Below are 21,441 nucleotides of genomic sequence, written 5' to 3'. Positions count from 1 at the left end.
GTCAGTCTGACATAATTCACCTGTGATGGAGGACACACTTTGGCGCGTTCCTGTCAATCGCTCCGCAGGTGCTGAATGAGCTTGCTCAACCCTGCATTGACCGGGCCCTCAGTCCACTCGCCACGTCCGGATCCCATCCAGGACGCCAACTGCCGTGCGACGGCCCGCCCATCGGTCAGGCACCACTCCAACTGGTGATCGAGGGCGGACTCCGAGACCGCGACGGCGGGCCGAACGGCCGGCCAGCCGAGAGCGCGCGCCTGCGCCGTCACCTTGCCGCCGCCCTCGACGGGGTCCAGGGCAAGGGCCGGGACTCCGGCCCGAAGCGCCAGGACGAGGCCGTGCATCCTCATGGTCACCACCGCGTCCAGGCGCCGAATCACCGACTGCAGTTGTTCCGGCGAGGTCGGCAGGCGCCAGTCCCGCGGGTCCAGGCGCGTGTCCAGGTCCAGCCGGCCGGCGTCGACGCGGGCCAGCCACGTCTCCAGCGTGTCCTTCACCGCGTCGTGCCGGCGCCTGGTCCCATACTCCCGCTGGCCGGCAGTCAGGAACACTCCCAGCACCGGTGGCAGGCTTGCCTCGCGTGCCATCGGTGCCACTGTGGCCAGGTCCGGCTGTGGAGGTGATCCCGGGCTGTCCCGGGCGAAGACCCGGTGGAACCCGGTCACGGCGGGATCGGCGGGATCGATGACGCTGACACCGATGGCGATCCGAGTGCAGTGGGCGAAGCGTTCATGCAATTCCACCAGCGGTGTCCCCGTGGCTGGGCCGCAGGCGAAGACCAGGTGCGAGTAGAGGCCGGGTTCCGCTTCATCCAGGAGGAGTCCGCCCGGCGGACACATGACGGGGCTCCAGGCCGTGTGGTGCCGGATCCCGGCCCCGGACAGGGCGTGCTCGACCGTTCGCATGGCCAGCACGTCTCCTGCGGTGGCCTCCCCGTGCAGGACCGACGGCCAACCGACCACGAGGACCCGCGCGTCGGTCACCGGAGGACGGACTCGTAGACGTTGAGGGTCCGATCGGCGATGGAATCCCAGGAGAAATGGTCGATCGCCCGCTGGCGGCCCGCTCTGCCCATCCGATCTGCCTCGGCGGGATCCTTGAGCACGGCCGTCAGGGCGGCGGCGAAATCGGTGACGAAGCGCTCCTCGTCGAGCGGCGTCCCCGAGCCGTCGGCGTTCTGCTCGAGATCCACCAGAAGGCCTGTCTCGCCGTGCTGGACGACCTCCGGGATCCCGCCCACGGCGGAGGCGACCACGGCCGTGCCGCACGCCATGGCCTCGAGATTGACGATGCCGAGCGGCTCGTAGACGGAGGGGCAGGCGAACACGGTCGCGCGGGACAGGATCTGCATGATGTCCGCCCGGGGAAGCATGCCTTCGATGACGGTCACACCGTCCCGAGTGGCCTTCAACTCGGCCACCAGGCCTGCCACCTCGGCGGCCAGTTCCGGAGTGTCGGCCGCACCGGCGCAGAGTACTAACTGGACCTCGGGGTCAAGCCGGGCCGCCGCCCGCAGGAGGTAGGGCACGCCCTTCTGCCGGGTCACCCGGCCCACGAAGGCGACCATCGGGCGCCCCGGATCGATGTCATGGCGCTCGAGGGTGCCGGCGTCGTGCTGGGGAGTCCACAATTCGGTGTCAATGCCGTTGTGGACGACGTGCACCTTGTTCGGGTCCACGTTCGGGTAGGCGGCCAGGATGTCCCGCCGCATCCCCTCGGAGACCGCGATGACGGCCGCCGCTGAGGCGTAGGCCGTGGCCTCTGCCCAGGAGGACATGCGGTAGCCGCCGCCGAGCTGCTCGGCCTTCCAGGGCCGCAGGGGTTCCAGGGAGTGGGCGGAGAGGATATGCGGAACATCGTGGAGGAGGCCGCCGAGATGGCCGGCCAGGTTCGCATACCAGGTGTGGGTGTGGATCAGGTCCGTGCCGGCCAGGTCATCCAGGATGGCCAGATCGGTGCCGAGGGTCTGGACGGCAGCGTTGGAGGCTTCCAGGCCGCCGGGGATGCCGTGACTGGTCACCCTTGCCCCGTGGAAGTCGGGATCCCGCGCCTCGCCGAAGGCATGGACACGCAGATCGACCCGGCCGGCCAGCACCCGGGACAGCTCGGCGACGTGGACGCCGGCGCCCCCATAGATGGCTGGCGGGAATTCCTTGGTCACGATGTCGATGCGCACGACATCAACGTAGTCGAGTACGGAGGACTCCCGTTAGTGTGAAGGCACGGGACACTCCTCCAAGGGAACGGGACGCTTCAGATGCCACAGAAGAAGGTGCTGGCGGTCGTACTGGCCGGCGGTGAAGGCAAGCGGTTGATGCCGCTGACGGCGGACCGGGCCAAACCCGCCGTTCCGTTCGCGGGCAGCTATCGGTTGATCGATTTCGCCCTCTCGAACCTGGTGAATTCGGGGTACCTGAGGATCGTGGTGCTGACACAGTACAAGTCGCACTCCCTGGACCGGCACATCTCCGAGACCTGGCGGATGTCCACCCTGTTGCGCAACTACGTGGCCTCGGTCCCGGCGCAGCAGCGCCGTGGCAAGGACTGGTTCCTCGGCAGCGCCAACGCCATCTACCAGTCGATGAACCTCATCCACGACGCGCGCCCAGACATCGTGGTGGTGATCGGGGCGGACCACGTCTACCGGATGGACTTCCAGCAGATGGTGGAGCAGCACATCGATTCGGGGGCCTCGGCCACCGTCGCCGCCGTCCGGCAGCCGCTGGAACTGGCGTCGTCCTTCGGGGTCATCGAGACCCAGCGGTCCGATCCGACCATGATCGAGCGCTTCGTGGAGAAGCCCGCGACGACGGAGGGGCTTGCCGACGACCCGACGCAGTTCCTGGCGTCCATGGGGAACTATGTCTTCACCGCCGATGCGCTGGTGGACGCCCTCAACGCGGACGCCGAAGCCGAGGACACGGATCATGACATGGGCGGAGACATCGTCCCGTGGTTCGTGGAGCAGAACGACTGCGGCGTCTACGACTTCACGACGAACGTGCTGCCCGAGGAGACCGACCGCACGCACTATTGGCGGGACGTCGGCACCCTGGATTCGTATTACGACGCGCACATGGACCTGGTCAAACCGTGGCCCGACTTCAACCTGTACAACCCCGAGTGGCCCATCTTCACCCGTCAGTCCGTCTCGCCTCCGGCCAAGCTCGTGAGGTCGGCGACGAAACGCCCGGGCACCGCGGTGGACTCCATCCTCTCCCAAGGGGTGGTGATCTCCGGCGGGACCGTGGCCCAGTCCGTGCTGTCCACGGACGTGCGGGTGCACAACGAGGCCTGGGTGGAGCAGTCCGTCCTGCTCGACGGCGTGGTGGTGGGCAAGGGCGCCAAGGTCCGCAATGCGATCCTGGACAAGAACGTGGTGGTCCCGGAGGGCGTGCAGATCGGCTTCGACCGAGCCGAGGACGAGGCGCGCGGCTTCACCGTCACCGAATCGGGTCTGACCGTGACCTCGAAGGGGCAATTCGTCCCGCCCCTGGACTGAGCGGAGAGCCTGAGCCCGCCCACGGTTTGACGACGTAGCTCATCATATACAAAACGAGCACCTTGTACCCAGAGGTACAAGGTGCTCGTTTTGTAACGATGAAGTGCCTGCCGATGGGCCGGGCAGAGCCGACCGGAACGGCTCAGAGTCACCCACTCACCCACTCACCGGCTCAGGGCCACGAGGGCTCTTCCGCATGGGCGATGAACAACTCACGCACCTCGCAGCCAGCAGGCTGGGACAGCGCGAACAGCACGGCGTTGGCCACGTTGGACGGATCGTTGAGCTGGGAGTCGTCCTGGGGCTTGTACTGTTCGGTCCGGTCGTCGAAGAACCGGGTCTTCATGCCCCCGGGGATGAGCTGGGTGACTCCGACCTCCCCCTTGAGCTCCGCGGCCAGGGCCTGCGTGAAACCGAGGACGCCGAACTTGGAGGCGCAGTAGGCGGTGGCGTCCGAGGCACCCTTCAGGGCGAGCGTGGAGGCCACCGTGATGACGCGCCCGCGCGAGGCCTTGAGTGCGGGCAGAGCCGCCCGCACGGTGGAGACGGTGCCGAAGAGGTTCACCCGGACCACCAGCTCCCAGTCCTCGATCGAGACGTCCTCAAGCCGACCGCAGCGGTCGATCCCCGCGGCCGTCACCACGGCATCGAGTCCGCCCGCCTCCGCGGCAGCACGTTCGACGGTCTCGGTCACCGCGGCGGTGTCCGTCACGTCCACCTGGTATGCGGTGACGCCGCTCAGCGAGCTGATGTCCCGGTCGAGGACGATCGGCTGGCCGCCACGGGTCCGAACCGCCTCCACGACGGCAGCACCGAGACCGGAGCCACCACCGGTGATCAGGACTCGTCCGGGACCGAAGGTTGGAGAAACCATGCACTCTTCCTCTCACTGGGATGACCGCCTGCGGGCAGCCTGTTCCCCCACCGTAACCTCAGACCGTTAGGGTCGGAACCATGACGACATCGATCCCACCAGCCGAGTTGACGGTCCTGAGCCCCCATGACGGCACGCCCGTCGGCACGTTGCCCTGCGCGGGAGCGGAGGAGGTCCGCGGGGCCATCGCCACGGCCAGGAAGGCCAGCCAGGACTGGGCCGGCACCAGTCCCGAGGAGCGGGGCCGGCTGGTGCGGGCCGCGGCCGACGCGCTGGCCCAGCATGCCGAGGAGGTGGCCGCCCTCAACACCCGCGAGACCGGCAAGCTGGCGCATGAAGCCCTCGGCGGCGTCCTGGCCGGGGTCGGGACCCTGCACCAGTATGCGGAAGTCGGCCCGGTGCACCGTGGCCATGCCCTGCGCGGAGGTGCCCTGGCGTCCGACTACACCGTGGCCGAACCGCGCGGCGTCGTGGCGGCGATCACCCCCTGGAATGACCCGGTGGCCGTCGCCGCGGGCCTGTTGGGCGCCGCCCTCGTCACCGGCAACACCGTGGTGCACAAGCCCAGCGAACGCTGCCCGCACACCGGTGCCCGCCTCGGCGAGATCCTCGCGGCGGCCCTGCCCGAGGGCGTGCTGGTCACCGTGACCGGCGGCCCGGAGACCGGACGGGTGCTGGCCGATCAGGCTGACCTCGATGTTTTGGCCCATGTGGGCTCAACCGAGACCGGCCGCGCCATCGCCCGGGCCGCGCTGGACACCGGAGCCCACGTGATCCGGGAGAACGGCGGCAACGACCCCCTCGTGGTGGATGACGACGTCGACCCGGCGTGGGCCGCCGAGCAGGCGGCGATCGGCGCGTTCACGAACGCGGGTCAGATCTGCACCTCCGTGGAACGCATCTACGTCCACCGGGCCGTGGCGGAACCGTTCCTGCACGCGCTGGCCGCCGAGGCCCGTCAACGCAACCGTGAGGCCGCCCTGGCCCCGCTGGTGGACCGCCGGATGCGGGACGCGGTGCACGGTCACGTCCGGGCGGCGCTTCAGGACGGGGCCATTGCCCTGGAAGGTGGAGAGGTTCCCGAGGGGGCCGGCTCGTTCTACCCCGCCACAGTCCTGCGGGACTGTACCGACGCCATGCAGGTGATGACCGAGGAGACCTTCGGCCCGGTCGCTCCGGTCAGAGTGGTGGACAGTTTCGCCGAAGGCCTGCACCTCGCGTCCCGGGATCGCTACGGCCTGGCGGCGTCGGTCCTGACGGGCCGGATCGCCCACGCCCAGCGGGCCATCGCAGAGTTGCCCGCGGGCACCGTCAAGGTCAACAACGTCTTCGGCGGTGCCCCGGGCGGCGCGGCCCAGCCCCGGCGGGACAGCGGCGCGGGATTCGGCTATGGACCAGAGCTGCTCGACGAGATGACCCAGGTGAAGGTCGTGCATGTGGAGATGCCGCCCAGCAACTGAGGACGGCCGCGTCAGCCTCGGGATTCCTCGACATCGTCGAGATTCCCCGGTTCTCCTCGAGACTCCCCGATCACAATTTCGTGAAAGAGTGGTTGAATATCTCTCATGGTGACCGACAACACGCTGGACGCGCCCGTGGCCGACGCGCTCCCGACGTTCCTGGACCGCACGAACCTGACCCGGGACGAGGCGTTCGCCCGGTCCCATCAGGTCATCACCCGCGAGTACGACGTCCACATCGATCTGTCCACGGCCCTGGACCCCTCCGCCTCCGGCTACCGCTCGACGACGACCCTCACCTTCTCCTGTGTGAATCCGGGAACGTGGACGTTTCTCGATTTCATCAACGACGGCGTGGAGTCGGTGGTCCTCAACGGCCGGACCCTGGATCCCACACGGGTGGCGGGCCGTGCGCGCATCCTGCTGGAGGACCTGGCCGCAGAGAACGAGGTCACCGTCATCGGCACGGCCCTCTACTCGACCTCGGGCGAGGGCCTGCACCGCTTCGTGGATCCCGCGGACGGGCAGACCTACCTGTACACCCAATACGAGCCGGCCGATGCCCGCCGGGTGTTCGCGAACTTCGAGCAACCCGACCTGAAGGCACGGTTCACCTTCCACCTGACCGGCCCCGGACACTGGGTGCTGGCCTCGAACCAACCCGAGACCTCGCGACAGTCGGTCGTCGGGGCGGCAGACAGCGTCGCAGGCGGGGCCGCAGTCGGTGTGGCACCCGCCCGCAACCTGGTGACCGTCGACTTTGCGCCCACTCCCCCGCTGTCGACTTATCTCACCACGCTGCTGGCCGGACCGTACGCCACGTGGGCGGACCGCTGGGCCGGCCATCCGGCGTCGGGCGCCCCGGAGGTGCCCCTGGCGCTGTACTGCCGATCCTCGATGGCCGCCTCCCTGGACGCCGAACGGCTGTTCGCCACCACCCGGGCTGGACTCGACTTCTTCCACGACCTCTTCGGGGCCCCGTACCTGTGGGGCAAGTACGGGCAGGCCTTCGTGCCGGAGTACAACCTCGGGGCCATGGAGAACCCGGGGCTGGTGACCTTCACCGAGGACTACGTGTTCACCTCACAGGCCACCGCGGCGCAGTACGAGGCCCGGGCCACCACGATCTTGCACGAGATGGCCCACATGTGGTTCGGCGACCTCGTGACCATGCGCTGGTGGGACGACCTGTGGCTGAAGGAGTCGTTCGCGGACTACATGGGCACCCTCGCCGTCGCCGAGGCCACGGAATTCACCGGGGCCTGGACCACCTTCGCGAACCGGCGCAAGGGGTGGGCTTACGTCCAGGACCAGTACCCGACCACCCACCCGATCGTGGCGGATATCACCGACCTCGAGGCCGCCCGGCAGAACTTCGATGGCATCACCTACGCCAAGGGCGCCTCCGTGCTCAAGCAGTTGGTGGCCTTCGTGGGCCGGGACGCCTTCATGGCGGCCTCCCGCCTGTACTTTGCCCGGCATGCCTGGGGCAACGCCTCCCTCGCCGACTTCGTGGACGCCCTCGCGGAGACCTCCGGGCGGGACCTGAAGGAATGGGTGGACACCTGGCTTCACACCCGCGGGGTGCCGGAGCTGAGCGCGGAGGACGGACACCTCCACCACCGGGGCACCGACCCCGTGACCGGCGCGGAGGTGCTGCGCCCTCACGTGCTGAAGGTCGGTCGGTACTCCCCCGACGACGTGGGGCGGCTCGTCCGCACGGGCTCGGTGGACGTGGAGGTGCGGTCCGGTCCGGCCGGCACCAGCACGCGTGTGGTGCTGCCGGCCTCCGGCGATTCGGAGGCGGTGCAGCTCATCCTCCCCAACGACGAAGATCTCACGTACGCCAAGATCAAGCTCGACGAAGCCTCGCTGCACGCGGTGCTCCGCTATCCCGTCGAGAATGACCTGGCCTGCGCCACCGTGTGGGCCGCGCTGTGGAACATGACCCGGGATGCCATCCTGCCCGCCGCCCAGTTCGTGGACGCGGTGTGCCGGCTCTCGGGACTGATGGCCGACGCCGGCCTGTACGGCCGGGTGCTCGAGCAGGCCTTGAGTGCCGTGTCCCGGTACGTCCCGCTGCCGGACCGGCCCGCCGTCCGCTCCCGCCTGGGGGCCGCGCTGGCCGACGCCCTGCAGACGACGGGTGCCGGCAGCGATCGGCAGCGATCCGCCGTCCGGACCCTGGCCCGGCTGGTCCGCGGTGCTCGTGACGAGGGAACCGCCGCAGCCGAGGAGCACCTCGTGGCGGTCCTGCAAGCCCTCGTGGCCTCCGGGCCAGAGGCGGCGCGGGACCGTGCCGTGGTGGCGCCGGGACTAGACGTGGACGCGGAGGTCCGCTGGGCGGCCTGGCAGGGGCTGACCGCCCTCGGGCTGGCAGCGCAGGACGACCTTGACGCGGCGCTCCAAGCCGACGTCACCGCGGCCAACGCCGTCCGGCATCGAATGGCGTCCGCGGCGATTCCCGAGGCGCCCGTGCGCCAGGCTGCCTGGGAGGCCGTGATGACCGGCCGCGCGGCGGACGGGCAGACGTTGTCCAACGACCACCTTTCGGCCACGGCAGCCGGTTTCACCGCGTCCCGCCCCGACCTGGCGGCACCGTTCACGGGACGGTTCTGGCCGGAGCTGGAGGCCATCTGGTCCAGCCGGTCCAACGGTCTGGCCTCCCGGACCATCATCGGGCTGTTCCCCTCGGCGCAGGACGCCCTCCCGGGCGCGCCCGACGACCAATGGCGCCACCCCGTGGTGCTGGCGGCGAACGACTGGCTGCAGGCCCATCCGGACTCCCCGCGGGCCCTGCGCCGGCTCGTGATCGAGAAGACGGACGACGTGCTGCGGGCGCTGCGGGCGCAGGCGGCGAGTCGGCCCTGAGTCGGTCCTGAGCCAACCCGAGCGCTCCGGGACTACGGCACCCGGGCCGTCCAGGCCGGCGTCGTGAACTTCGCGGTGGCCAAGGTCTCTGCGCGGGAGATCTCGTCCTCGGTGAGGTGCGTCCGGGTGGCCCCATAGCGGTCCGTGAACGTGGACATCATGGTCTCCCAGATCTCTGGGCGCGTCAGGCCGGTCTGTCGCCGCAACGGGTCGACCCGCTTCTTGGCGGAGCGGATGCCCTTGTCCCGGATCTTCTCCCGGCCGATGCGCAGGACGTCGGTCATCTTGTCCGCGTCGATGTCATAGCTCATGGTGACGTGGTGCAGCAGTCCCCCGCTGGCCAGCCGCTTCTGCGCCGCGCCACCGATCTTGCCCTCCGGCGTGGCGATGTCGTTCAGCGGCTGATAGAACGCCTCCACGCCGGTCCTGGCGAGGGCGTCCATGGCCCAGGCGTCGAGGAACGGGTAGGAGTCCGCGAAGCTCATCCCATCCACGAGGGACTGCGGCAGGTAGAGCGAGTAGGTGACACAGTTGTCCGCCTCCATGAACATGGCACCGCCGCCGGAGATGCGGCGCGCGACCGTGATCCCGTGCCGCGCGACGCCCTCCGGATCCACCTCATTGGCCAGGGACTGGAACGAGCCGATGACGACCGCCGGCTCCGTCCACTGCCACAGCCGCAGCGCGGGCCGCCGCCGGCCCGCGGCCACGTCCTCGGTGAGGATCTGGTCCAGCGCCACCTGGGTGGTGATGGGCAGGGGCTGCGGCGCGAGGATCTCCCACTCATGGTCCTCCCACGTGGTCGCGTGGCCCAGGGCGCGGCGCACTGCCGTGGCCACGGCGGCCGGATCGAAGCCGAACATCACCGTCTCGGGCCCGACGGCGGCGCGCACCGTCTCGGCGATGGTCCCGTGGGGTGCGTTGAGGTCCAGCCCCCGGAGCGAGCGGTTGATGTCCTGCAGCGCCTCGTCCGGCTCGAGGAAGAAGTCCCCGTTGATGCTGGCCGTGGCGACGGCCCCGTCGGAGACCGTCAGGTCCGCGATGACCAGTTTGCCGCCGGTGACTTTGTACTCGCCATGGTGGGAGGATCCGAGAGGGGTGTTCATGATTCCATCTTCACACCTCACGTTCCGGGGAGCTGACGCGTCTACTGTGTGATGACGATGACAGAACCGTTCGAACAGGCCGTCCAGCGGCACGGGGCCACCGTGTTGCGGGTGTGCCGAGCCGTGCTGGGTCCCGGCCCGGATGCAGACGACGCGTGGCAGGAGACCTTCCTGGCAGCGCTGCGGCAGTGGCCGGACCTGGCGCCGGGGACGAATGTGGAGGCGTGGCTCGTGCGCGTGGCCGGCCGCAAGGCGATCGACGTCCTCCGTGCCCGGGGACGCGGTGCGGTGCCGATGGAGACCCTTCCCGAACACCCGGCCACGGACGGGTTGCCGGGCACCGGGGCGGACGGGCTCTGGTCCGTGGTGGCATCCCTCCCGGAGCGTCAACGTCTGGCCGTGGCCTACCACTACCTCGGCGGGCTTCCCCATGCCGAGACGGCCGCGCTGATCGGCGGCAGCGTGGAAGCAGTCCGGCGTGCCTCCTCGGATGGCGTCCGGGCGCTGCGGCGGATTCTCGAGGAGGACGAGAGGACGCCGGTTCACACCGCATCGTCACTGACGACAGGACCGGGAGGACCGGGAGGACCACGATGATGACGAAGCCCATGACCACACCACCGACCACACCCTCCACCACGGCACCCGCGACTACTGCGCGCCCTCCCGAGCAGTCGGATTCCCTGGCAGGGACCGGGCTACAGGGACGTTTCTCGGTGGCAGAGGCTGACCTGACGACCCTGCGAGACCGGCTGTCCCATCGCGCCGAGGAGGCAGAGCTGCTGGACCTGGCCTACCGCATCGTGGACAGCCCTGTGGGCCGGCTCCTGCTCGTGACCGGCCCCCGCGGCCTGGTTCGCGTGGCCTTCGAAAGCGAGGGATTCTCACAGGTGCTGGCCGGACTGGCCGAGAGGATCAGCCCCCGGTTGCTGCACGCCCCCTGGAAGCTGGAGGCGGTGGCCCGCGAGCTCGAGGAGTACTTCACCGGACACCGCAGCCGTTTCGAGGTCCCCGTGGACTTCGTCCTCTCCTCGGGGTTCCGGCTGGCCGTCCAACGGGAACTTCCTGGCATCGGTTACGGGGAGACCGCCACGTACCGGGAGCTCGCCGAACGGCTCGAGAACCCTAAAGCTGTGCGTGCGGTGGGTACCGCGTGTGCCACCAATCCGCTGCCCGTGGTGGTCCCCTGCCACCGGGTGCTGCGCTCGGACGGCAGCCTCGGCGGTTACCTCGGCGGCCTGGAGGCCAAGACCCTGTTGCTGAAGCTCGAGAAGGAGAATGCCACGGCATGAGTGACGAGACACGGACGGTGGACCCCACCACTGATGCTCGTGATGCGGGTCTGGTGGTCGGCGAGGACGGCCTGGTCCGGCCCGTATGGGCCTCCAAGGACCTGATGCTGCGCGAGTACTACGACGGGGAATGGGGTCTGCCCGTCCGGGACGAACGGGGCCTGTTCGAGCGCCTGAGCCTGGAGGCCTTCCAGTCCGGCCTGTCCTGGGCCATCATCCTCCGCAAGCGACCGGCTTTTCGGCTGGCCTTCGCGGACTTCGACCCGGACGTGGTGGCGGCCTTCAGCGACGGTGACGTGGAACGTCTACTCGGGGATGCCGGCATCGTGCGCAACCGGGCCAAGATCCTGGCCACGATCGGCAACGCCCGCGCGACGGTCGCCCTACGAGATGAGGAAGGGCTGGCGGAGTTCATCTGGTCTTTCCAACCGGAGGCGACGCCACGGCCCCGGACCCTGGACGAGATCCCCAGCCGGTCCCCCGAGTCGGTCGCAGCCGCCAAGGCCCTGCGTTCCAAGGGGTTCTCCTTCGTGGGCCCCACCACGGTGTTCGCCCTGATGGAGGCCGTCGGCATCGTGGACACGCACCTGCTCGGCTCGCACCGTCGTGGCACCTCGGGAGTCTGGTCCGCTGGCTAGGATCGGGGCATGACCTCCCCGCTCGTCTCATCCTCACCAATCCCTGGTTCCCACCGTCCGAACAGTGGGCAGGGATTCCGCCGGTGGGCGGCCCGCATCGGCTGGGTCCTGGCCGTGGCCGTTCCGGTTTGGCTGGCCGGTGGGCGTGTCCTCACGGACAGCACCGGGGACCTGACGCCCGTCTACGCGGCCACCCTGGCCCCGGTGCTGCTGGTCCTGTCCGTCGTCGCCCTCGCCGTGCCGGCGCGGCGTCCAGCGCGCTACCCCTCCGTCCGGGCCTGCACGATCCTGCTGCTGTCCTGGGGGTGCGGGATCGCCCTCGGGTTCACCCTGCCGGATACCGGTGCGGGGGCGTCGTCCGTGTTGGGGGCCTGGGCGGGGCCGGGAGCGGAGGGTGCCGCAGCGGCGTTGTCCAATCCCCTGGGGATCATCATGCTGTTCATGGCCGTCATGGGGTGCGTGGTGTCCATCCGCCACAGCGCCCACGGCGAGGGCAACGGACGGTCGCGGGATTCGGACGAGGACGACGCGCAGGGCACCGGCTTCTTTCCCGTGCTGGATGTCTAGCCTCCAGGCGGGACCCTCGGACACCGCTGCATCCACGGGCCCCGCCGCGCTGCCCCTCGGCTATTGAGCCGGGCGGATCTCCGACAACCGCAGTTCGTCGTTCGTCGACGAGTTCGGTGTGTAGTCCACCGTGGGCGATTTGCTCATCAGGCCGGTCATCCGGGCTACGTATGCGAACTGCACCAGGTTTTCGCGCTCGTACTTGAATGCGTCGGCGTATGCCTGTTGGCGATCGTCGCCGGTCTTTGCAGCGGCCTCCTCAAGGATCGCGTCGAACTCCGGGGTGCCGAACATGCTCATGGAGCCGTCGCTGACCATGTAGGAGTCCACGCTGAAGGACGCGTCTCCTGCCTGATTGCCGTGCTGGACCAACATGGCGATCGCCCCCTCGTCCTTGATAAACGGCTCGACCTGGTATTGCAGGCCGACAGAGGTCTCGACGACCTTCGATTCAACGTTCAGCCCCACCTGCGCCAGTTGATCCTGCAGCACTTCGGTCAGCTGCGAGATCTTGGGGAACTGCCCGTTGCGAGCCACGATCGTGATTTTGGCGCTCGTGTCCACCCCGTCCGCCTGGGCTGCGGCAACCAGCTCCTTGGCCATCTCCACGTCTGATTCCCACGGCTCGAGTGACTCGTTGAAGCCCACGACGCCCGGAGGGACCAGTTGCTCGGCGGGCTCGCTCTCGCCGGCGTAGAGGGAATCCGTGATGCCGTCCCGGTCGATCGCATAGTTGATGGCCTGCCGGATCCGGATGTCATTCAAGGGGGCGATGTCCCCGCTGAAGCGCAGCGCGACGGTCTCGTTGTTGGGATAGGCCTCGGCGAGGTCGCCGGCACCGTCGGCGGAGCTGAGGCCGGTGGCGATGTCCGCCTCATCGCCCGCCACCATGGCCGCACGCACGGTACCCTCGGAACGCCACAGGTAGTCGACAGCAGGGTAGGCGGACGCCTCACCCCAGTAGGAATCGTTGCGGTCCAGTGAGATCTTGATTCCGGAATCCCAGGATCCGATGGAGTACGGTCCGGTGCCGACGGGTTCGCGGACCTTGGCGTCAACCGAACCTTCGGTCGGCGCACCGATTTCGATGAACGATAGGCGCAGCGGAAGGACCGGATCGGGTTGCTCGGTCGACACCTTCAGGGTGGTGTCGTCGATGGCCTCCACGACGACGTCGGCGTCGCCGAAGATCTGGCCCTCGACATCGCAACCGAGCTGGCCATTGACGGCTCGGTCGATGGCGGCAGCGGCAGCTTGGGCGTTGAATGGCGTGCCATCGTGGAAGGTGACGTCGTCGCGCAGGGTGAAGGTCCACTCCAAATCATCGATCGCCTCCCAGCTGGTCGCGAGGAGCGGCTCGAGGTCACCCGTGGAGGGATTGCGCTCGACCAACGGCTCGGTGACGTTGGAGCGGACCAGCATGCCGGTGGAAGACAGAGTCGAATCGCACGGCTCGAGTGTTGTCGGTTCGATGGCCAGGGCGATGCGCAGGGTGTCGGGGCTCTCTGCGGCCGTGTCCGGCTCCGAGTTGGCGACACCGCAACCGCCGAGCAGCACGGACGACGCGGCGGCCAGCGTGAGCGGGGTCCGGAGGCGCCGGATCAGCCCCGGCGTCGTACTGTAAGAAGATGTCATCATGGGTTCCTCTGGAATGTGGTGGGCGATCGTGGGCGAAGTCTGTGCTGGAGTCACGGAGCCGCGCGCGCCCCTACGGGCCGTCTCACAGGGTGCGTGGCATATCATGACGACCATGACGTTGTCGTCGGATGCCGGATTCCTGACCCCCCTTCCTGCTCTGGATGCGGCCCCCACGCGCACTGAGTTGATCGTCCAATCCCTCAAGGAAGCGATTTTCTCGGGCAGGCTGAAGCCGGGCGAAGTACTGGTGGAACGGAAGATCGCCGAGCAGCTCGGGGTTTCGAAGACGCCCGTCCGCGAGGCGCTGATCGTGCTCCAACGTTCCGGTCTGGTCGTCGTTGGCCACCGAAGCATTGCCGTCCGGAGTCTCAGCTTCACCGACATCCGGCACGTCTACGAGGAGCGGGTGTTGTTGGAGCCGTGGGCCATCATCGATGCCGCCAGGGTCGACCCCGACTTCTCGGCGGCGAAACGTGCTCTCGACGAGGCACGCCGGCATGCGGCCGCGGGCGACGCGGCGGTACGCGCACTGGCCAACCGTCAGTTCCACCGCGGAATGTACGCGAACAGTGAGAACACGATCATCGTCAAGTCCCTGGACAGCTTGCAGGACCTGACAGCGCTGGCCGTGGTGGGCGTGTTGTGGGAACACTGGCCGCAGTGGGAGGCAGAGGGAGCCGAGCACGAGGCGATCCTTGAGGCCGCCCGTCGCGGGGATCCCGAGCGCGCCGCTGAGCTGATGCGGCGGCACATCACCACGTCGATCGATCGGGCCGCCGCGGGCGAACGTGCGGGGAGCTAGCGGCGTCAACGCTGCTCCCAGTAGGCCCGCATCGTCTCCTCATTCGGTGGATACGTACCGCGCAGAGGCTTGCCGTCCTCGATCCGGGCCAGCACGAACTCCTCCAACCTCTCTTGTTCCGCCGAGTCGATCGCCACGGATTCCGCCAGGTGCCGAGGGATGCAAACCACACCGTCCCGGTCGCTGACAATGATGTCACCCGGGTAGACAGCCACCTCGGCGCAGGCGATGGGCACCTGGAAGTCGACGACGTGGTGTTGCGCCAAGTTGGTGGTGGGGGACGGCCCCGCCGAGAATGTCGGCAGGTCCAGTGTTTCGAAACCCTCCATATCTCGCAGGGATCCGTCCGTGACGACACCGGCCGCGCCGCGCGCACGCAGTCGGGTGGCCAGGATGTGTCCCAGAGAGGCGGCACGCTTCTTCCCTCGCGAATCGATCACGAGGACCTGCCCCGGTTGTACGGATTCGACCCCCTTGCGCTGGGGATGGTCGTAGTCCTGGAAGATGGCCGGAACGTCGATGTCCTCCCGGGCGGGGATCGACCGCATGGTGAAAGCCTCACCGACCATGCGCTGCCGTGAGGGGTTGGAGACGAACAGTCCCTCCAAGAACGTGTTCCGGAACCCCCGGGAAAGCAATTGGGTGGTGATGGTCGCTGTACCCACGGAGAGGAGCGCGCTCATTGCCGGTTCACTGAGCGGTGCGTGTGCGTCCACCGATGGGTCCGCCGTCGCATTCTTCGCCGCCTGGTCTGTTGCTTCTATCGACACCCTGAATCCCTCTCGATCATGGCCTTCTGTTGGTATACCAAGATACCAAGCAGAAGGTATCGGCGGAAGGCGCTGGGAGAAAGTGGTATTCCGGAGGCGGACGCCGGAAACGAGAGCGGCGCACTCTCCTTGACATCAGGAACACTGATATCGCTTACGGCATCGGATTAAAAACAAAACCGGGGCCGATCCGGACTCGTCCCCGAGGGGAGGTCGCGGATCGGCCCCGGTGTGCTGGGGCATCCAGTAGGCGGTAGGCCTTACTTCTTGCCGCCGAAGCCCTTGAAGCGGGCGTTGAAGCGCTCCACGCGGCCGGCGGTATCCATGATCCGCTGCTTGCCGGTGTAGAAGGGGTGCGAGGCCGCGGAGATTTCCACGTCGATGACCGGGTAAGTGTTGCCGTCTTCCCACTCCATCGTCTTCTGGGACGTGGTGGTGGTGCGGGTCAGGACCTTCTCGCCGGAGGCCAGATCGTTGAAGATCACCAGCTGGTAATCGGGATGGATGTCAGTCTTCATGGGGAATCCTTCGGTGGCGCCACTGGATTTTGCCAGCGGCTGATGAGGAACGTGTGTGGGCGACCGCAGTACGGCCAGCTACCTACTATAACGCATGGCCCCTTGGAGCGTCATCCGACACCCGACGGCGAAACCGACCCAGGAGACGGCTGCCGCCTCACCATGAGCCCTTACCGTGTCGCGTAGAAGGCGATGGCCGAGGAGGCGGCGACGTTGAGCGAATCGACCTCGTTCATCATGGGAATGGTGACTCTCCTGTCGAGCCGCTGCTCCGTCTCGGCCGCCAGCCCGTCACCCTCGTGGCCGAACACCAGGGCGAGTCTCCCGTGATCCTCGGCGACCAGGTCGTCCAGCGTGATGGCACCGTGCCCCAGGGTCATCCCCGCCACTGTGAAGCCGGCATCCTTCAACATCTCGATACCAGCTGGCCAGGGGTCGACTCGCGTCCACGGCACCTGGAACACGGCCCCCATCGAGACACGGATGGAGCGGCGGTAGAACGGGTCCGCGCAGAGCGGGGTCACCAGCACGGCGTCGATGCCGATCGCCGCAGCAGAACGGAAGATGGCCCCGATGTTGGTGTGGTCGGAGACGTTCTCCAGCACGGCGATGCGGCGGGCCCCGGTCAGCAGCTCCTCGACCGTGCGGGGTGCGGGCCGTTCCACGGCGGCCAGGGCACCGCGGTGCAGGTGGAAGCCGGAGATCGATTCGAGCATGGCGTCCGTGCCCGTGTAGACAGGGACGCCCGGATGGGCGGCGAAGACATCGGCCATCGAGTCGAGATACCGGTGCGCCAGGAAGAACGAGCGTGGCCGGTGGCCTGCGTCCAGGGCGCGGCGGACCACCAGTGAGGACTCCGCGAGGTAGATTCCGTGGGCGGCGTCCTGCCGGCGGCGCAGGGCGGCATCGGTGAGGCCGCTGAAGACCTCCACCCGCGGATCCGCGGGGTCGGTCACCTCGATGGCGCCGTTGGCTCCGCTCGCGCTGAGGGGCCCGAGGGGTTCACCCACTGGTCAGCAGCGGCCACGCCAGGTTCACGAGGCCCGCCACCCCGACGACCACGATGACCACGCGGAGCCAGAACGGCTTGATGCGGCGGCCGATCTTGGCCCCGAGGGAGGCACCGATCATGGAGGACACCGCGATCAGCAGCACGGCCCGCCAATCGATGCGGTCGAAGGCGAAGATCAGGTAGGACACGGCGGCGATGAGGTTCACCGCCAGGGACAGCCAGGTCTTGATGGCGTTCGCGTAGACGAGGGCTCCGGACAGGAACACCCCCATGATGCCCAGCAGCAGGACACCCTGGGCGGCGACGAAGTACCCACCATAGATGCCCGCGGCGAAGATGAGTGCCCAGAGCACGGGAGACACCGGCCCCGTGGGGGTCTCCGGCTCCTCGATGTGGTCTGCGCCGGCCTTCCGCCGGCGGACCCACCGGGACAGGGCGGGCTGGAAGACCACGAAGCAGATGGCCACGGCGATGAGGATCGGGGCGGCGACGCCGAAGACCTCTTCCGGCAACACCATCAGGAGGAACGCTCCCACGAGGCCGCCGAGGAGGGAGGCGATCGTCAGGGCCGGCAGCACGGCCTTGGAGGCCGCCAGCTCACGGCGGAAACCGAAGACTCCGGAGACGCCCGCGGCCACCAGGCCCATGGCATTGGAGATCTGTGCGGTGACGGGCGGAAAACCCATCGCCACCAGCACGGGAAAGGTCACGAGGGTGCCCGAACCCACCACGGTATTGATGGTGCCGGCCCAGAAACCCGCCAGCAGGATGACGATGACCTGCCACAGGTCCAGACCCATGACATTGAGGCCCAGTACGTCCACGCGGTATACCCCCGGGGCCGGTCAGCGGGCGACGGCCGTGTAGCGGCCGTCGACTCGCGTGACCTTGAGGGGCAGACCGAACGCGGTCGAGAGATGGTCCTCGGTCAGCGTCTGCTCCAGGGGCCCCGCGGCCACCACCCGTCCTTGGCGCATGAGCAACGCATGGGTGAATCCGGGCGGGACCTCCTCCACGTGGTGGGTCACCAGCACGAGGGCGGGAGCTGCGGGGTCAGAGGCCAGCCGCGTCAGCGCCCGGACGAGAGTCTCACGTCCGGCCAGATCGAGACCAGCGGCCGGCTCGTCCAGGAGCAGCAACTCCGGGTCGGTCATCAGCGCCCGGGCCACGAGGACACGCTTGCGTTCGCCCTCGGACAGGGTGCCGAACCGGCGGTCCTCGTAGCTACGCAGGCCCCACTGCCAGATCAGGCGGCGGGCTCGCTCCTCGTCCACGGTGTCATAGGCCTCGTTCCAGCGGCCCATGACGCCCCAGGACGCGGTCAGCACGGCGTTCAGCACCGTCTCCCCGTCCGGGAGCTGCTGGGCTAGGGCCGCGGAGGACAGCCCGATGCGCGGGCGCAGCTCGAACACGTCGACGGCGCCGAGCACCTCGTCGAGGATGCCCACCATGCCGGTGGTCGGGTGCATTCGGGTGGAGGCGACCTGCAGCAGCGTCGACTTGCCCGCCCCGTTGGGGCCCATGATGATCCAGCGCTCATCCTCCCGGACCTGCCAGCTGACCTCGGACAGCAGGTCCTTGGTGCCCCTCCGGACACCGACCCCGGCCATCTCCACGACCGACTCGCCCGAGGGGGTGAACAGTTCGTGGTCCGTGGCGGCGCGCAGGGGCTGGGAAGAGGGGCTGGTCATGATTCAAACACTAGGCTAGAAACACCCCTTGAAGCACGAAAGGCCACGGCATGCCGCCCATTGTTTCCCCGTCCACCGGTCCGGACATCGTCCCCTCCTCCATCGGGACAGACCTGGTCCTGGTCTATGCTCCGGGTTCCGGCGGGGCAGACTCCGACCCGATCTCGACCCCGCCGGTGGTGCCGGCCCATGCCGAGCCGGTGGCCGGCGTCGGCTTCCACGGCTGGCGGTGGCACGTGCAGGCCGGTGACACGGCGGGCCGCCCCGATCTCGGACTGCTCCCGGAGGGGCACGCCGCCGCGGTGGTCCCGGCGGCCGCACTGGCGGCCCGGCCGAAGATGCTGGTCATGGATGTGGACTCGACCCTCATCCGCCAGGAGGTCATCGAACTGTTGGCCGCCCACGCGGGCCGCGAGGCTGAGGTGGCCGCCGTGACCGAGGCCGCGATGCGCGGTGAACTGGACTTCACTCAATCGCTCCATCACCGGGTCAAGGCTCTGGCGGGACTGGACGCCGCGGTCATCGACCAGGTGGTGGCCGCCGTCGAGCCCCAGCCCGGCGCGCGAGAGGTCATCGGTGCCTTCCAGGCGGCCGGGTGGCAGGTGTGTGCCGTGTCCGGCGGCTTCACCCAGGTCCTCGCGCCCCTCGCGGCCGACCTCGGCCTGGACCAGTACCGGGCGAACGACCTGGAGATCGTGGAGGGCCGCCTCACCGGCCGGGTGCTGGGCACGGTGGTGGACCGGGCCGTGAAGGCCGAGATGCTGCGTGCCTGGTCCGCGGCGGCCGGGGTCCACGCCGACGGCGTCATCGCCGCAGGGGACGGTGCGAATGACATCGATATGCTCCAGGCCGCGGGACTGGCCGTGGCGTTCTGTGCCAAGCCGGCTCTTCGCGCCCACGCACACGTCGAGCTGGACCTGCCCTCCCTGGACGTCCTGCGCGTGCTGGCCGGCCTCTAGCCGCCCGCACCGCCCTCTGTCTAGCGGTGGTCCGGGTCTCCGGCCACGTCGAGGAAGTCCTGGGCCCCGCCGACGTACTCGGTGTGGCCGACCGGCAGATCCCGGCCGGCCGAACCCACCACAGCGGCGATCTCCGCTGCGAACTCGGCCACCGAGTAGAGCCTGCCGGCGGCCTCGCGGCGGGCCTCGAGGGCACCGGGCTCGGCACGGTTGAGCATGGTGGCCGTGATGGTCCCCTCGATCATGTCCCCGGACACCACCACGAAGCCGATCCCCCGTTCCTGCAATGCCGGAATCCGCTCGCGCAGGGCGATCTCGCCGGCGCGCTTGGACCGGGCGACCGGGACGTAGGCATCCATGGTGGGGACCGAATCGATGAAGTGTGCCTGGTGGCTCGTGACGAAGACCACCTGGCCGCCGGCCGGCATGACCTCGAGCGCGGCCTCGAGCATGGCCAGCTGCGAGTCGCGGTTCAGCACGGTGGCGTAGTCCTCGCCCATCGAGGTCTCCATGCCGCCGGAGGCGTTCAGCACCAGGATGTCCAGGGACCCGAAGGCCTCGACGGCGGCGTCCACCATGGCCTTGCGGCCCTCTGCGGTGGTGATGTCCGCGCCCACGGCCACGGCACGGCCGCCTGCCGACTCGATGGCGCCCACCACCTTGTTGGCGCGGGGCGCCTTCTGGCGGTAATTGACGACGACGCCGGCCCCCCGGGCGGCGAGCAGTTGGGCGGTGTCCGCGCCCACACCGCGGCTGGAGCCGGTGACGATGGCGCCCTTGCCGGCCAGGTCCTGGGCGGTGGACGGAGTGGAGTCGTGTCCTGCTGCGTGCGCGGAGTTCTCAGAAGTCATGGAAATCAGTGTCCCATCCCGAGGCCGCCGTCCACGGGGATGACGGCCCCGGAGATGTACGAGGCTTCGTCCGAGGCGAGCCAGCGGACCACGTTGGCGACCTCGGCGGGCTCGGCGAAGCGGCCTGCGGGGATCTGGGACCGGTACTGCTTCTGCAGGTCCTCCCCCAGGGACTGGGTCATCTCGGTGTCGATGTATCCCGGAGCCACCACATTCGCCGTGATGTTGCGGGATCCGAGTTCGCGGGTCAGCGAGCGGGCCATGCCGACCAGTCCGGCCTTGGACGAGGCGTAATTGATCTGACCCGGTGAGCCCATGAGGCCGACCACCGAGGAGATCAGCACCACGCGACCCTTCTTCTTCCGGATCATGCCCTTCGACGCCCGCTTCAGAACGCGGAACGACCCGGTCAGGTTGGTGTCGATGACCGTGGCGAAGTCCTCCTCGCTCATGCGCAGCAGCAGCTGGTCCTGGGTGATCCCGGCGTTGGCCACGAGGACCTCGACGGGCCCGTGAGCCTCCTCGACCTCGGTGAAGGCACGGTCCACGGATTCAGCATCCGTGACATCGGCCTGCACGGCGAACAGGCCGTCCGGCGCCTCGCCGGAGCGGGACGTCACGGCGACCTTGTCCCCGTTGTCCCGGAACGCCTGGGCGATGGCGAGGCCGATGCCCCGGTTGCCGCCGGTGACGAGCACGCTGCGGCCGGCAGCCGGGGCATCGCGGGAATCAGACGTGGTGGTGGAAACGGTGCTGGCCTCGGCCATCTGGGTCCTCCTGGGACTGGACTGTCGTGCGATCAGCGCGGTATGTCAGATCACTTCTCCGGTCATCCACTCTAGGGCGGAAAGTGGGACAATGGACGGAACCGAAACCCCGCTGGACGG

The 21,441-nt window shown here is 68.6% G+C and carries 21 protein-coding genes; 9 read left to right on the top strand and 12 right to left on the bottom strand.

Annotated features, from left to right (window positions below):
* Positions 1–53: 53 nt before the first annotated feature.
* Both BOSE125_RS06270 and glgA read right to left on the bottom strand, forming a co-directional pair.
* Entirely contained in the window at positions 54–986 is a 933-nt protein-coding gene (locus BOSE125_RS06270; RefSeq protein WP_201301147.1) for a polysaccharide pyruvyl transferase family protein, read from the bottom strand.
* A complete protein-coding gene (gene glgA, locus BOSE125_RS06265) occupies positions 983–2,179 on the bottom strand; it encodes a glycogen synthase (RefSeq protein WP_159550998.1) in 1,197 nt (398 codons plus the stop codon). Before glgA ends, BOSE125_RS06270 begins: the two co-directional genes overlap by 4 nt.
* An 81-nt stretch (positions 2,180–2,260) precedes the next feature.
* Between glgA and glgC the strand changes: the two genes are divergently transcribed.
* The gene (gene glgC, locus BOSE125_RS06260; protein WP_159550996.1) at positions 2,261–3,505 is read left to right on the top strand and encodes a glucose-1-phosphate adenylyltransferase; all 1,245 of its coding nucleotides are present in this window, start codon (positions 2,261–2,263) and stop codon (positions 3,503–3,505) included.
* 172 nt (positions 3,506–3,677) lie between these two features.
* Here glgC and BOSE125_RS06255 read toward each other — a convergent pair whose 3' ends face one another.
* A complete protein-coding gene (locus tag BOSE125_RS06255; protein WP_159550994.1) occupies positions 3,678–4,379 on the bottom strand; it encodes an SDR family oxidoreductase in 702 nt (233 codons plus the stop codon).
* Positions 4,380–4,459: 80 nt separating this feature from the next.
* Here BOSE125_RS06255 and BOSE125_RS06250 point away from each other — a divergent pair, with 80 nt between their 5' ends.
* Both BOSE125_RS06250 and pepN read left to right on the top strand, forming a co-directional pair.
* Positions 4,460–5,839: an aldehyde dehydrogenase gene (locus BOSE125_RS06250; protein ID WP_159550992.1), complete on the top strand. Its 1,380-nt coding sequence runs from the start codon at positions 4,460–4,462 to the stop codon at positions 5,837–5,839.
* A 105-nt stretch (positions 5,840–5,944) separates the two neighbouring features.
* The gene (pepN, locus tag BOSE125_RS06245; RefSeq protein WP_236557842.1) at positions 5,945–8,710 is read left to right on the top strand and encodes an aminopeptidase N; all 2,766 of its coding nucleotides are present in this window, start codon (positions 5,945–5,947) and stop codon (positions 8,708–8,710) included.
* Between the two features lie 32 nt (positions 8,711–8,742).
* Here the strand turns inward: pepN and BOSE125_RS06240 are convergent, their stop codons facing one another.
* Entirely contained in the window at positions 8,743–9,816 is a 1,074-nt protein-coding gene (locus BOSE125_RS06240; protein WP_159550990.1) for a biotin/lipoate A/B protein ligase family protein, read from the bottom strand.
* Between the two features lie 57 nt (positions 9,817–9,873).
* Here BOSE125_RS06240 and BOSE125_RS06235 point away from each other — a divergent pair, with 57 nt between their 5' ends.
* Genes BOSE125_RS06235 through BOSE125_RS06220 form a run of 4 tightly spaced genes read left to right on the top strand, consistent with a single transcriptional unit; the run spans position 9,874 to position 12,313 of the window.
* Complete coding sequence (locus BOSE125_RS06235; RefSeq protein ID WP_159554800.1) at positions 9,874–10,413, top strand: RNA polymerase sigma factor; 540 nt, start codon at positions 9,874–9,876, stop codon at positions 10,411–10,413.
* A gap of 11 nt (positions 10,414–10,424) precedes the next feature.
* On the top strand, positions 10,425–11,108 hold the full coding sequence (locus tag BOSE125_RS06230) for a methylated-DNA--[protein]-cysteine S-methyltransferase (protein WP_159550988.1): 684 nt from the start codon (positions 10,425–10,427) through the stop codon (positions 11,106–11,108).
* Positions 11,105–11,746, top strand: coding sequence for a DNA-3-methyladenine glycosylase I (locus tag BOSE125_RS06225; RefSeq protein WP_159550986.1), 642 nt, complete (start codon positions 11,105–11,107; stop codon positions 11,744–11,746). The genes BOSE125_RS06230 and BOSE125_RS06225 overlap by 4 nt, the downstream gene beginning before the upstream one ends.
* A gap of 9 nt (positions 11,747–11,755) precedes the next feature.
* Positions 11,756–12,313 (top strand): hypothetical protein, encoded by a 558-nt coding sequence (locus tag BOSE125_RS06220; RefSeq protein ID WP_159550984.1) that lies wholly within the window; start codon positions 11,756–11,758, stop codon positions 12,311–12,313.
* A 60-nt stretch (positions 12,314–12,373) separates the two neighbouring features.
* Here BOSE125_RS06220 and BOSE125_RS06215 read toward each other — a convergent pair whose 3' ends face one another.
* Complete coding sequence (locus tag BOSE125_RS06215; protein WP_236557841.1) at positions 12,374–13,951, bottom strand: ABC transporter substrate-binding protein; 1,578 nt, start codon at positions 13,949–13,951, stop codon at positions 12,374–12,376.
* A 103-nt stretch (positions 13,952–14,054) separates the two neighbouring features.
* Here BOSE125_RS06215 and BOSE125_RS06210 point away from each other — a divergent pair, with 103 nt between their 5' ends.
* Complete coding sequence (locus BOSE125_RS06210; RefSeq protein WP_159550982.1) at positions 14,055–14,753, top strand: GntR family transcriptional regulator; 699 nt, start codon at positions 14,055–14,057, stop codon at positions 14,751–14,753.
* Positions 14,754–14,758: 5 nt separating this feature from the next.
* Here the strand turns inward: BOSE125_RS06210 and BOSE125_RS06205 are convergent, their stop codons facing one another.
* The 5 genes from BOSE125_RS06205 to BOSE125_RS06185 form a co-directional block, all read right to left on the bottom strand.
* A complete protein-coding gene (locus BOSE125_RS06205; protein WP_256375974.1) occupies positions 14,759–15,469 on the bottom strand; it encodes a ribonuclease activity regulator RraA in 711 nt (236 codons plus the stop codon).
* 314 nt (positions 15,470–15,783) lie between these two features.
* Positions 15,784–16,041, bottom strand: coding sequence for a type B 50S ribosomal protein L31 (locus BOSE125_RS06200; RefSeq protein WP_115931261.1), 258 nt, complete (start codon positions 16,039–16,041; stop codon positions 15,784–15,786).
* 170 nt (positions 16,042–16,211) lie between these two features.
* The gene (locus tag BOSE125_RS06195) at positions 16,212–17,003 is read right to left on the bottom strand and encodes an RNA methyltransferase (RefSeq protein ID WP_159554796.1); all 792 of its coding nucleotides are present in this window, start codon (positions 17,001–17,003) and stop codon (positions 16,212–16,214) included.
* A gap of 40 nt (positions 17,004–17,043) precedes the next feature.
* The gene (locus tag BOSE125_RS06190) at positions 17,044–17,853 is read right to left on the bottom strand and encodes a sulfite exporter TauE/SafE family protein (protein WP_159554794.1); all 810 of its coding nucleotides are present in this window, start codon (positions 17,851–17,853) and stop codon (positions 17,044–17,046) included.
* 45 nt (positions 17,854–17,898) lie between these two features.
* Complete coding sequence (locus tag BOSE125_RS06185; protein ID WP_201301270.1) at positions 17,899–18,663, bottom strand: ABC transporter ATP-binding protein; 765 nt, start codon at positions 18,661–18,663, stop codon at positions 17,899–17,901.
* A 131-nt stretch (positions 18,664–18,794) separates the two neighbouring features.
* Between BOSE125_RS06185 and serB the strand changes: the two genes are divergently transcribed.
* Complete coding sequence (gene serB / locus BOSE125_RS06180) at positions 18,795–19,703, top strand: phosphoserine phosphatase SerB (protein ID WP_159550976.1); 909 nt, start codon at positions 18,795–18,797, stop codon at positions 19,701–19,703.
* 20 nt (positions 19,704–19,723) lie between these two features.
* Here the strand turns inward: serB and BOSE125_RS06175 are convergent, their stop codons facing one another.
* A complete protein-coding gene (locus BOSE125_RS06175) occupies positions 19,724–20,554 on the bottom strand; it encodes an SDR family oxidoreductase (RefSeq protein WP_159550974.1) in 831 nt (276 codons plus the stop codon).
* A gap of 5 nt (positions 20,555–20,559) precedes the next feature.
* Entirely contained in the window at positions 20,560–21,321 is a 762-nt protein-coding gene (locus tag BOSE125_RS06170; protein WP_159550972.1) for a beta-ketoacyl-ACP reductase, read from the bottom strand.
* Positions 21,322–21,441 lie beyond the last annotated feature (120 nt).

The organism is Citricoccus sp. K5 (assembly GCF_902506195.1).
Classification (GTDB): Bacteria; Actinomycetota; Actinomycetes; order Actinomycetales; family Micrococcaceae; genus Citricoccus.
This window is presented reverse-complemented; position numbering and strand designations above follow the sequence as displayed.